Consider the following 12,851-nt stretch of genomic DNA (forward strand, 5'->3'; position numbering starts at 1 on the left):
TCCTACGAAAAAACGTTGCCCGAGAAATGCTTCCACAAACCTGCCAACTGATGATATTGTCATTTTAGCCATGTCAGCCTCCTGCTAGTTTCACTTTTACTGGTATACTACCAGATTAAACAGGGGAGTGCTGACATGGTATTTTTTGACATTGATTAGTGGGGAAAAGATAATAGATACAGGGCTTTTTTGTGTTGGACGAGAGTGGGCAGTTAAGTTAGAGTCGACGTTAATTATTTTGTAACTCAGTGTGAGTAGTCATTTCTTTTTTGTAATTTAAAAGGGGGCATTAACATGAGTTGGGTATCGAGAAGTTTATTGAGGGTAATCCTGGTACCAATTATCATACCAATTTTGGCTGGAATAGGGGGGCTTGTCTTTTATGTCCAGAATTCATCCTATGAAATGGTACTTGATAATTCAATGGAGTCTGCCGTCAGTCAGGCTTCCATTATAGCTGCTTCCCTTGATCTTTTTGTTACCGATACAGTGGCGGTGGTGAAAAGTATTTCCGGTCAGGAGGCTGTACGGAATATTTTTAAAGATGACAATTCTTCCGCCGAAAAATTATTCAAAGAAGCCATGAGCGATAATGCAGTCATTTGGGCTGTGCTGATTTTTGACCGAAATGGAAAGGTTTTGGCTGGGCGGAATAGTCAGGGTGGGGTTCTGGATGGTCTGGATATCAGTTCCCGTGATTACGTGAAAGCTATTCTAAAAGGCAAAGATACTTATATTACCGAGTCTGTGTTCAGGTCCAAAACTGATGACAGCCTGCTTTTTGGAGCCAGTGCCCCGGTGAAGGATGCGCGGGGTCAGTTGCTTGGCGGTATCGCGGTTTTTGGTGATTGGATGAAATTTTCCAACCGTTTTGTGAAGCCTGTTGTGGTCGGTACGGAAGGGTATGGAGTCGTAACAGATAAATCCGGTAAGGTTCTTTATCATCCTTCTGACAAATTGATTTTAAAAGACCTAAGTAAGTATGGTTTCATGCAACGAGCTCTTGCCGCTGGTAGTGGAGAAGAGTTTTATGACTGGCAGGGCCGCAGCAAGGCTATGATTTTCAAGACCGATCCTAAAACCGGTTGGCTGATAATGCTTACCGCTTATGAGAGTGATTTGGCATCGGCTGCGGTTATGCAGCGCAATGTGCTGACAATTGTAGGTGCTCTTATTGTTTTGGTGGTTTGCGGTATTGTATATTTTTCCGTGCGTAGGTTGGTCATTGTCCCTGTCAGCGAAGGAATGCAGGTGGCCGGAAAAATGGCTTCCGGCGATCTTACTAAGTCTGTTACCAGTGACTCTCCCAATGAAATCGGGAGCCTCATGCGCTCACTGGGAAGTATGATCTCATCTTTGCGCGGGGTTGTTGTCGGCGTTAAGTCTGCTGCTGAGCAGGTGGCTGCCGGTAGTGAAGAGGTTTCCGCATCTGCCCAGCACCTTTCCGCGGGGGCAACTGAGCAGGCCGCTTCAGTGGAAGAAGTCTCCGCTTCCATCACTCAGATGACCGGAAATATATCCAAGAATACTGAGCTTGCTGAAGAAACTCGTGAGATAGCGGTAAAGACTGCCCGTGAAGCTGAGAATGGTGGAGATGCCGTTTCTCAGACTGTGGACGCCATGCAAGATATTGCTGAGAAAACCTCCATTATTGAAGAAATTGCACGTCAGACCAACCTGTTGGCCTTGAATGCCGCAATTGAGGCTGCAAGGGCCGGGGAGCACGGCAAGGGATTTGCTGTGGTTGCTTCCGAAGTACGCAAGCTAGCTGAAAGGAGCGGGGTTGCCGCCGGAGAAATCAGGGAATTGACGGGGTCAAGCCTTCAGGTTGCTGAAAGGGCTAAACAGGTTCTTGGTGCGATGATTAAAGATATTAATCGTAACGAGGAGCTTGTTGCCGAAGTAGCTGCGGCCAGCCGTGAACAATTCGAAGGCGGCCAGCAGATTTCAAAGGCTGTCACTCAGCTTGACGAGGTTATCCAGCGTAATGCGGCTTTTGCAGAAGAGCTATCTTCCACTTCGGAGGAATTATCTGCTCAGGCTGTTAAGTTGCAGGAAACAATGCAGTTTTTTACTGTTCCTAATGATGGGCCGCAATTTTCAGCTGTCATACACAGGAAAAAAAATGCTGTCCCGGCATTGGAACCGGGGGATGATTTTGAGCGTCTGTGAGGCTGACAAAACAAGAAAAAGACTTATCTTATAATAAAGGCATCATTTTTGATGAGTTAACCGGGAGGAGAAATCAGGGCATGTCTTGACATGCCCGTGTGGCTGCAATCCTGTTTTCCGATTTGACGGAAAAGCTGTTGTCATGACCGATATAGGTCGGCAAAAGCAATTATCAGGTTGTCCAATCTGTCTGTAGTACTTGGAGCGCAGGAGTTGCTGTTGGTAAGCCGGTAGATAATCCGGGGTTAACAGTGAACTGTAGCAGAAGTTCTTTCGTGAGGTGGAAAGTAGCTGGAAATCTCCTCCTGTTCATATAAATCTCCGGTTGTGGTTAGAGTGAAGTGCGGTACATAGTGCCGCACTTCTTCTTTTTTGATCTTGCTTAGCTAGCTGAAAAGGTACATATTTATGCAAATTAAAGTTGGAGTTCATCAATGCTTGTCAGGTACTTCAAAATTTACACCACTATAACATTGCTTTTACTTGGGCTGGGTGTTGGATGTGCCAATGCCGATAATGTTGTCTATCTCAGTTCCCTTGAGTGGCCTCCTTATGTGGGGCAGCAGCTTCCTGAAAAAGGAACCAGTGCCCAAATTATAGGCAGGGCCTTTGCGGCCATGGGCTATGAATTGAAGATTCTTTTTATGCCTTGGAAAAGATCAATGCGTATGATGGAAACTGACTCTCAGGTTATTGGTTACTTTCCGGAATATTATTCCAGCGAAAGGGATGAAAAGTATATTTTTTCAAAGAGTTACGGATGTAGCCCGGTAAGTCTTCTGGAACGCAGGAAGAGTCCTGTCAACTGGAGCACCGTTGATGACCTTGCCGGACTCCGTTTGGGCTTTGTGGCCGGATATGTGAACACTTCGGAGTTGGATGCAGCTGTTGCCAACGGCACCATCAAGGCTGACTTTGCTCCCTCTGACAAAAGCAATATTATGAAAGTGATCAAGGGCAGGATTGATGGTGCAGTGGTGGACCCGATGGTTTACAGTTATCTTGCCGTTACTGATCCTGAAGTTGAAAAGCATAGTGAGACCGTTCAAATTAAGGCTAGGGCTTTTGGCGTGAATGAGCTGTTTGTCGCATTCCGCAAAGATGAACAGGGCCGTTTTTTTGCCCGGATATTGAATGAGGGATTAATAAAAATAGGTATTATAGGTTCTTGTAAACAACACGATGAGAGAGGCTCGGATGTCCGCTGATGAAATTCCTACCTATTGTTTTGAAAAACCATCGCTTTATCTCTTAGCTTTACTGCTCGGGCCGCAGAATGAAACTTCGAGCATGGTTGTTCCGTCCGATTTTGGTCCGCTTACCTTTAAAAGTATGGATCTTTTGCAGCAGCGGGGGCAGATCCCCAAGCTGGAGCTTTCTTATGAGCTTGAAAGGGGGACTTTCCGGGCTGTTTATTTCGGACATGTGTCACCGTTTAAGCTTGGAGCGGTAGAACTGCTCCGGGAAGGGGAGGCAGAAATAAATCTCGTTTTTTCTGAGGCCGGAAAAGTCCACATTCCCATGCATGCAGCTTCTCAGGTTGCGGACCTTCCTCCGGGGTTTGATTGGAAAATATTGGCCGGAAGCCTTTGCTTGTGGCGGGCCTGTACTGGACTTCCAAACGGCTGTGATCCTTCACTTGGTAAATATTTTAATAAAATGAAGTCTGTATCTCGTTATCAGTGGAACAATGTCAGCTATGAGATTCAAGGAAATGATATTCTTGAAGAATGGTCTTCGTCTTTTTCTGATGCAGAAAATGGTGAAATGAAGATTTCTTTTTTTGTGAAGAATGGATTGCTTGCCAGTTTAAAGTATTAAATGTTCATTTTTTTTGAATAGTATATGATGTCGATATTTTGCGATATTGTTTTTAGCTTGCTTGAAGCATGCTTTTACTTCCATAAGCAGGCCCGGACTTGACTTAAAAAAAACCCACAGTTACACCTTGCCCTCGTTTTTAGCTCGGGGGGGGCTGTGGATAAATTAAATTTTATGGGTGGATTTAAAGATCCTACCCTTGAAGAGTCGTTTCAAAAAGAGAAATGGCCTTCAGTCAGGTTTAGACTTCTTTTTCTTTATTTCGTCACTGTAGTTACATATTTTGCAGGTGGATACAGCGATTACATTGATCTTGGTCTTGGCTCTGAATTCCATACCATTTTACTGGGAAGAATTGGCGCGTGCCTGCTCGGCAGCGCGGCTTTTTGTTTGCTTCTGGTCGATAAAAACAGGCTCAGGATGCAGTATGCGTTCATGTCTTTGTGTATGTTTTCTGTTTTGGGGGCGGAATCGCTGGAGTTGGTCATAAAGTCTTCAGATATCGGTTCTCTCAGTGTGCCCACCGCAGTTTTTATTGTTCTCGCCTACTATGTGCTTTTGTCACCACGTATTCTTCCGCCTTTTATCGCTGCTGTTTCCGGGTCAATTCTTTATCTTTTTACTTTGTCGACAATTGTTCCTGTTCATTCTGGAACATTTATGAATTCATTGAGTTACTTTTTTCTTGCCAATATGTTCGGAATCTTTTTCCTCTATACTTTCGGCAGGTCGTTGCGCCGGGAGTATGCGGCCATGGAAGACCTGAAAAAACTGGTGGAATTTGATGAACTCACCGGGGTGTGCAGCCGGCGCAAGGTTCTTGAAGCCGGGAATTGTCTTTTTAGGTCTGCACGCCGTTTTGAGAGTAAGTTGGCTGTATTAATGGTGGATATTGATCATTTTAAGAAGGTCAACGATGATTATGGTCATTGTGTCGGTGATGAGGTTCTCAAGGAAGCAGCCAGAAGGTGCGGCAATGCTCTGCGGGAAGTAGATCATTTCGGGCGTTTGGGTGGCGAGGAATTTTTGATAATCCTGCCCCATTCAAGTTTGCATGACGGGATCAATATTGCTGAGCGGCTGAGAGTAAGGGTCAGAGAGAAAATGTTTAATGTTGATGAAGCCTATCTGCCTATTTCTGTCAGCATAGGCGTTGCTGAATTGAAGGATCATGATGATTTCAAGTCCCTGATTCAGGATGCAGACGAGCAACTCTACCGGGCTAAGAAGTGTGGTCGAAATCAAGTCTGTCCGGCAATGTTCGGGGTTGTTAAGCAGATTCAACCGACCGAAGCTTATGTAGAATAAGAAAGATGGGGAAGAAGTTTTAAAACTTCTTCCCCATTTTATTTTATCTGGTGAGTTTTCTGTATTTGATGCGGTGAGGCTGGTCAGCGTCTTTGCCCAGTCTCTTTTTGCGGTCTTCTTCGTACTCAGAATATGAACCTTCGTACCAATAAGCTGAAGAGTCGCCTTCAAAGGCAAGGATGTGGGTGGCAATGCGGTCGAGGAACCAGCGGTCATGCGAAATAACCAGTACGCAGCCGCCGAAGTTGTTGAGGCCTTCCTCCAGCGCACGCATGGTGTTTACGTCAAGATCGTTGGTCGGTTCATCAAGAAGCAGCACGTTGCCGCCTTCCTGAAGCATGAGTGCGAGATGTACTCTGTTGCGCTCACCACCGGAAAGAACCTTGCATTTTTTCTGTTGTTCAGAACCGGTCAGATTGAACTTGCCTACGTAAGCACGCGCATTGATTTCGCGGTCGCCCAGTTTGACGAATTCATTGCCGCCGGAAATGACTTCATACACGGATTTTTCAGGATCAAGAGCGTCGCGGTGCTGGTCAACATGGGTTACCTGAACGGTTTCACCCACAATGACTTCACCTTCGTCGGGATTTTCCTGTCCGCTGATCATTTTGAACATGGTGGTTTTACCTGCACCGTTGGGGCCGATAATACCGACGATGGCTCCGGCGGGGATTATGAAGCTGGTATCTTCAAGAAGCAGCTTGTCCCCGGCCTGTTTGCGCACACCTTTCAGTTCAATAACCTGTTTACCGAGGCGTGGTCCCGGCGGAATGTAGAGCTCCAACTCGCGTGAGTATTCATCGCTCTGCTGGTTGGCAAGGGATTCGTACGCGCTGATACGGGCTTTGCTTTTGGAGCGTCTGCCCTTGGGGGACATACGGATCCATTCCAGTTCGCGGGCAAGGGTCTTGCGCCTTTTATCATCGGATTTGGCTTCGTTGGCCAGACGTTTTTCTTTCTGTTCTAGCCAGGAAGAATAGTTGCCTTTCCAGGGGATGCCCCGGCCGCGGTCCAGTTCCAGAATCCATCCGGCTACGTTGTCGAGGAAGTAGCGGTCATGGGTTACGGCGATAATGGTTCCGGCGTAGTTCTGGAGATGTCTTTCCAGCCATGATACGGATTCCGCGTCAAGGTGGTTGGTGGGTTCATCAAGAAGCAGGATGTCCGGTTCCTGAAGCAGCAGGCGGCAAAGGGCCACGCGGCGTTTTTCACCACCGGATATGACGGAAACAGGAGTGTCTCCGGGAGGGCAGCGCAGGGCGTCCATGGCCATTTCAAGTCGGGAATCGAGATCCCATGCCCCGCAATTGTCCATTTCTTCCTGAACTTTGGCCTGACGTTCAAGCAGCGCGTCCATTTCTTCCGGTTCCATAGGCTCGGCAAACTGGGCGTTGATCTCGTTGAATTCATTAACGAGAGCAACTACGTTTGCTGCACCTTCTTCAACCACTTCACGGACAGTGCGGGTTTCATCAACCAGCGGCTCCTGCTCAAGGTAGCCGATGGTGTAGCCGGGGGAAATGTGGGTTTCACCTTCAAAGCTATCATCCACACCGGCCAGAACTTTCAGAAGCGAACTTTTACCGGAGCCGTTCAGGCCCAGCACGCCGATTTTTGCTCCATAGAAATATGAAAGGGAGATATCTTTAAGAATGGGTTTCTTGTCGTAAAACTTACTTACCCGGACCATGGAATATATGATCTTATCAGGTTCGTTGCTCATATTTATTACCTCGTTAGTTACTATTTGCTATTGCGTTTTCCCCTTGTGGCAGAAAAAACGTTATCAGGCAATGTTGGAATTTGGAGAGTAAACTATCCCGGTCTTTGTCCGATAAATTAACTGTATCAATTTTCTAATTTATTGCCGATTGTCTTATTCGCTGTCTTTATGCTATGAATAGTATGGGTTAGTAAGTGCTGGTGGTCGGTTTAATAACTATTAAAAATGGGAAGACTGCGTATGAGGGTTAAAAGTATAAATTCAGTTGTTGCTGTGATTGTTTTTGTCCTTATTGCCTTGACTATCTCTATCGGGGTTTGGTGGGTCGCTGATAGCACCTACAAAGCTGTGTTTAAGGAGCAGAAGAATGCCATGCAAAGCATGGTGGATCAGTCTGAAAAAGCCCTGGAACTTTATATGGGGCAGACTTCCGATGTAGTACGGATCATGGCCAAAGGTGATCCCGCTCGTGAAGCTCTTGAACTTGGCAACGTTGGCCCCATCGATGGTTTGCTTAAATCGCTGATAAATTCTTCTGATGATTATTGGGCTGCTTTTCTTTTTAATAAAGACGGTAAGGCTATTGCCGGTTACAACGCCAAAGGCAGTAGTATGGCCGGGGCGGACCGTTCTTCCCGTGGCTATGTGAAAAAAATTCTCTCCGGCACCGAGTTTTATATTCAGGACAACATCCTTATTTCTAAAAGCGGCGGCGGAATTATGATTTTCGCCATTGCCCATGCTGTGCGTGATAGTAGTGGTAATATTATCGGCGGCATCGGTGTTTTTCCCAAGTGGGAAAGATATACCAAGAGCTTCATTGATCCTTTCCGGATAGGTAAGGACGGCTACAGCTTTATGTTTGATAACAAGGGGCGTATTATCGCTCATGCTATGGATAAAAGTTTATATCTTAAGGATCTTTCCAAGTTTGGTTTTACCCAGACCATTCTTTCTGAGAAGAATGGCGGCACTACCTATGAATGGAAGGGTAGAAAAAAATATATGGTGTTTAAAACCATGCCCGGAACAGGTTGGGCGATTGGAGTCAGTGCTTATGAGGATGACCTGACTGCGGCGGCAACCCACCAGCGAAATGTTCTGCTTTCTGGCGGGGCGATAATCGTTCTGCTTTTTAGCGGGGTGATGGTATTTATTCTTAGAAAGTTGGTTCTGCATCCGGTTGAGAATATTCTTGAATTTTCAACTGAAATTGCCAATGGAAATCTCAAGGCCGAGTTAAAGGGAACTTATAAATATGAGTTTGAAAATCTTGCTGAAAAGATTAACACCATGGTTGGTGAACTTAAAAACAAGCTCGGTTTTTCCGAAGGCGTGCTTAACGGACTGACCGTTCCCTGCGCCATTGTTGATCCTGATAACAATATTCTATGGGTCAATCAGGAAATGTGTGACTTGACTGAAAATAGCCGAGCTCCGGCTGAGTCTAGTGGTGTTCATGCCGGTGAGTATTTCTTTAACGATCCCAGAAGAGATACAATGTCTCATGCGGCTATTGAACAAAACAGCAAATTTGAAAAAGAAATTATTTATACTTCCCACAAAGGAAATGAGAAACATTTATTTGTTTCAGCGACCCCGTTTCACGACATGGATGGGAATATGCTCGGGGCGTTGACTGTAATTGTTGATATGACCGAGATCAGGCAGCAGGGGATTGAAATCGAGAAGCAGAATGAGCGCATTACCCATGCAGCAGCTGATGCTGAGCAGATTTCGCAGTCACTTTCCAGTGCAGCTGAAGAGCTTTCCGCTCAGATTGAGCAGTCTAACCGGGGTGCGCAGGAACAGCGGGATCGAGTAGCTGAAACTTCCACTGCCATGGAAGAAATGAATGCCACCGTCCTTGAAGTGGCCCAGAATGCCGGGCTTGCAGCTGAAGACGCTGACTCTGCCCGTGACAAGGCCGAAAACGGCTCTAAGTTGGTGCAGCAGATGATTGAATCAGCTGACGGTGTGCGTTCTCAGGCAGATGCCTTGAAAGAATCCATGGAACAGCTTGGAGTGGAAGCAAAAGAAATCGGCAATGTGCTTGGTGTCATTAACGATATTGCTGATCAGACCAACCTGCTGGCCCTTAATGCCGCTATTGAAGCTGCAAGAGCCGGGGAGGCCGGGCGCGGGTTTGCGGTTGTTGCTGATGAAGTTCGCAAGTTGGCTGAAAATACCATGTCTGCCACCGGGGAAGTCGGTAATGCCATCTCCAAGATTCAGAATATGACCAAGCAAAACATCTCCGCCACTGAAGATGCTGCTGATTCTGCGCAGCGCAGTAGTGACCTGGCCAATGAATCCGGCCAGACTTTAAGTGAGATTGTTAAGCTGGTCATTAATGCTTCGGATCAGGTCCGGGCCATTGCCACTGCGGCAGAGCAGCAGTCCGCCACCAGTGAGGAAATTAACAGGGCCACTGAGGATATCAGCAGGATTTCCCTTGAGACTTCACAGGTCATGGGCGAGTCCGCCAACGCGATTCAGGAGGTTGCCGGAATGGCTTCAAGCCTGAATACTGTTATTGAGGATATTCAGCCCGATAAATAAGACGTAGCAAGAATAGCTAGAAGCCCCCTTTGTGGTATGCAGAGGGGGCTACTTTTTTGGGGATTCATCTTGCAAGCTGAACTGGGCGGGGGTAAGCTTGTGAGCTTAAGGGAGATAAGCATGAATGATAAACAAAAAGAAGAACTTAAGAATAAGATAAAAACTGAAATTGAAAATCTAACCAAACAGGTAAAGAATCTGGAAGGAACCGTGGATCCGGTCAAGCCGGATGCGGCCATCGGCAGGTTGTCCCGGCTTGATACCATGCTCAATCAGGGCATTAACAAGTCTTCCATTTCTCTGTCCCGTCAACGGATTTTGAATCTTGAAGATGCACTTAACCGTTTGGAAAACGATCCGTTTTTCGGGGAATGCGAGGAGTGCGGCGATGATATTCTCCATGCACGGCTGCTGGCTATTCCAGAAAGCCGGTTCTGTGTGCACTGTGCAGAACAACATAAGGAGTAGTTTTGGGAATCGCTTCTGATCTTGTTATCCTTATCGTTGCAGGTATGCTGGGCGGTTTTGTGGCCCGTATGTTTCGTCAGCCGCTTTTGCTGGGCTACATTGTCGCCGGGGTGCTGGTCGGTCCTTATACCGGGGGTATCACTATTTCCAGCGTGCATGATGTTGAATTGCTTGCGGAAATAGGGGTAGCACTACTTTTATTCACCCTTGGTATTGAGTTTTCCATCAAGGAACTTAAACCGGTGCGCCATGTGGCCTTGATCGGGACACCGCTGCAAATCATCCTGACTATGGCTTTCGGTTGGGGAACCGGACAGATCATGGGCTGGGATTCACATCTTTCCATATGGTTCGGGGCCTTTATTTCCCTCTCCAGTACCATGGTAGTCCTGAAGACTTTGGAGAGTCACGGGCTGGTGGGCACTTTGTCCAGCCGGGTCATGCTCGGTATGCTGGTGGTGCAGGATATCGTCATCGTACCCATGCTGATTATTATGCCCCAGCTTGGTTCTGATTCCTTTGGGTTACAGCAGTTGGGCATGGCCGGGATCAAGACTGTGCTCTTCCTGGCTTCCATGTTTGTGCTCGGGTCACGCATCATTCCACGTTTCATGAAGATTGTTGCCGGTTGGAATTCGCGGGAAATGTTTATGCTTTCCTGTAGTGCCATCGGGCTGGGAATCGGCTACCTTACACATTCCCTTGGTTTGTCATTTGCTTTCGGGGCATTTGTGGCCGGGATGGTGCTCAGTGAATCTCGCTATGCCTATCAGGCCTTAAGTGACATCCTGCCCTTACGCGATATTTTCAGTCTTATTTTCTTTGCTTCTGTGGGTATGCTCATTAATCCGTTTTACGTTTGGGAGCATATCGGAACCATTCTGGCTCTGGCTTTTGCCATCCTTGTGGGCAAAGGGTTCATTTTTGGTTCCATGGCCTGTATTTTTCGTTACCGCAACGTTATTCCCTTAGCCTTGGGGCTGGGGATGTTTCAAGTGGGTGAGCTTTCCTTTCTGCTGTTGCAGCAGGGGGCTGAATCCGGTTCTTTTCCCAAGGAATATTTCCCGCTTTTTATGGGCGTGGGAATAGTAACCATGCTCATCACTCCAATCATGGCGTCCTGCACCGGACCGCTTTATTCCATGCTGCAAAGTCGCCGCAAGACCAATCCCTTGCAGACCATGAACCTGCCGGAAAGTGAGCTTGACGGACATGTGGTTATCCTTGGTTACGGGCGTTTCGGAGCATATGTTGCCGATTCTCTGCATGATATCGATATCCCGCACGTTATTGTGGATCTTGACGCCAATAAGGTTGAGCTGGCATCTGATGCCGGACGAGCGGTTATTTACGGTGATGCCGGGCAGGAAATCGTGCTTGAGGCGGCCCGTGTATCCCATGCACGCATGGTGCTTATGACTATTCCGTCTGTACGCGGATCTAATTCTGTACTGGAGAAAGTTAACCTTCTTGCACCGCAATGTCAGGTGGTGGCTCTTTCCCGTAACCCGGAACATCTGGAGATGCTTAATGAATTGGGCGTGCATCATATCATTATGCCTGAGTTCGAGACCGGTTTGGAAATGATCCGTCAGACTTTGTTCAATTTCTGTCTTCCTGCCGTAGAGATTCAAAATGTAATGGATTCCATGCGCCGGGAGAGGTATACCTCTGATGTAGAACGCAATTACCCCAAGGCCGCCCAGTTTTTCCGGCTAAGCAAGGCTGCGGAGTCTATCAATTTGAATTGGGTTGAGGTGAATGATGAAGCCGAGATAGTCGGTAGGTCCCTTGCCGGGAGTAAGATCCGCACGGTGACCGGTGTTTCCGTAGTCGGTGTGCTTCGGAGTGATCATTTTATCCAGAATCCGGACGGATCTTTTCAGTTTGCTGATGGAGATATTGTAGGCGTGCTTGGCGGGCGCAAAAATATTGAACGGTTCAGGCGTCTTGCCTCACAACCGGAAGAGGAAAAAGAGGTTTAAAAATGTTCAGTAATAGAGTTCATACATTGTTCTTCGTACTGCTTCTTTCGCTGATGGCCGGGTGTGCCAAGACCAGTATCCCTGATCCAAGGGGGCTTGGACCCGCTCCCTTGAAGTGCTCAAATCCAGTGGATGTACTCGGTTATTTCGAGGGCACTCCCTACCGGGGTGATGCGGCTGTTAACCGTTTTGGCGAGTTCACTTTATTTGCAGAGCCGGACGTTTATCTGAAGGAACCGGGGTTAAATTGCAGTGGTTTTACCGTGGCCGCTTCGCGCTATTATTTTGCTCGCAACTTCAACCTTGCCGACACCACTCTTGATCGTCTTGCCGATAGCGGACCCGACTCTCCCTACGGCGAGGATTGGGATTTTGGTTACGACCTTATTCTCAACGTTACCGAGGGGCTTAAGCGAAAACCCGTACTCCCTTTTGGCCAGACCGCAGTAATTGAAGATAATAACGGCATGAGCCTGCGTGGTTTCGAACTCAGTGACCGGGCGGCATGGGCGGATGTCATCAAGCAGGTGACACCGGGGCATGTGTATCTATTTTCCATGAGTAAGCCCATTAAATTCAAGAATTACAAACTCCTTCATTACCATGTGGGTTTGATAGTTCCAGATGACGAAGGACATATCTGGCTTTGTCATGCCACAAGGAACAGCGGGGTGAACAAGGTTGATATTTCCAATCCGGCTAATCTTGAACCGATCATAAAAGCCAACCCGGATTCCAAGCTTGGACCGCGTAAAATTCTGATAATTGAAGCTCCTTTGCTCTGCCGTCTGAACCTAAAAAAATAAGGA

The 12,851-nt window shown here is 47.2% G+C and carries 9 protein-coding genes; 8 read left to right on the forward strand and 1 reads right to left on the reverse strand.

Annotated elements, in window-relative coordinates; all coding sequences use genetic code 11:
• Positions 1-294 precede the first annotated feature (294 nt).
• The 4 genes from D0S45_08445 (at position 295) to D0S45_08460 (ending at position 5,301) form a co-directional block, all read left to right on the forward strand.
• Positions 295-2,172 carry a methyl-accepting chemotaxis protein gene (locus D0S45_08445; protein TIH16436.1) on the forward strand — a complete coding sequence of 626 codons (1,878 nt, stop codon included), beginning with the start codon at positions 295-297 and terminating at the stop codon, positions 2,170-2,172.
• A gap of 434 nt (positions 2,173-2,606) precedes the next feature.
• Positions 2,607-3,380, forward strand: a complete 774-nt coding sequence (locus tag D0S45_08450; protein ID TIH16437.1) for an ABC transporter — start codon at positions 2,607-2,609, stop codon at positions 3,378-3,380.
• A complete protein-coding gene (locus D0S45_08455; GenBank protein TIH16438.1) occupies positions 3,370-3,993 on the forward strand; it encodes a hypothetical protein in 624 nt (207 codons plus the stop codon). The genes D0S45_08450 and D0S45_08455 overlap by 11 nt, the downstream gene beginning before the upstream one ends.
• Before the next feature lie 156 nt (positions 3,994-4,149).
• Positions 4,150-5,301, forward strand: a complete 1,152-nt coding sequence (locus D0S45_08460; GenBank protein TIH16439.1) for a GGDEF domain-containing protein — start codon at positions 4,150-4,152, stop codon at positions 5,299-5,301.
• A 43-nt stretch (positions 5,302-5,344) separates the two neighbouring features.
• Here D0S45_08460 and ettA read toward each other — a convergent pair whose 3' ends face one another.
• A complete protein-coding gene (ettA, locus tag D0S45_08465) occupies positions 5,345-7,027 on the reverse strand; it encodes an energy-dependent translational throttle protein EttA (protein TIH16440.1) in 1,683 nt (560 codons plus the stop codon).
• Between the two features lie 240 nt (positions 7,028-7,267).
• Here ettA and D0S45_08470 point away from each other — a divergent pair, with 240 nt between their 5' ends.
• The 4 genes from D0S45_08470 to D0S45_08485 all read left to right on the forward strand — a co-directional run bounded on the left by D0S45_08470 (position 7,268) and on the right by D0S45_08485 (position 12,848).
• Complete coding sequence (locus D0S45_08470) at positions 7,268-9,589, forward strand: PAS domain-containing protein (protein TIH16441.1); 2,322 nt, start codon at positions 7,268-7,270, stop codon at positions 9,587-9,589.
• 120 nt (positions 9,590-9,709) lie between these two features.
• A complete protein-coding gene (locus tag D0S45_08475; GenBank protein ID TIH16442.1) occupies positions 9,710-10,057 on the forward strand; it encodes a TraR/DksA family transcriptional regulator in 348 nt (115 codons plus the stop codon).
• A 2-nt stretch (positions 10,058-10,059) separates the two neighbouring features.
• Complete coding sequence (locus D0S45_08480) at positions 10,060-12,042, forward strand: portal protein (GenBank protein TIH16443.1); 1,983 nt, start codon at positions 10,060-10,062, stop codon at positions 12,040-12,042.
• A 2-nt stretch (positions 12,043-12,044) separates the two neighbouring features.
• Positions 12,045-12,848, forward strand: a complete 804-nt coding sequence (locus D0S45_08485) for a hypothetical protein (GenBank protein TIH16444.1) — start codon at positions 12,045-12,047, stop codon at positions 12,846-12,848.
• Positions 12,849-12,851: the final 3 nt, after the last annotated feature.

It is taken from the genome of Marinifilum sp. JC120 (genome assembly GCA_004923195.1).
GTDB lineage: Bacteria > Desulfobacterota > Desulfovibrionia > Desulfovibrionales > Desulfovibrionaceae > Maridesulfovibrio.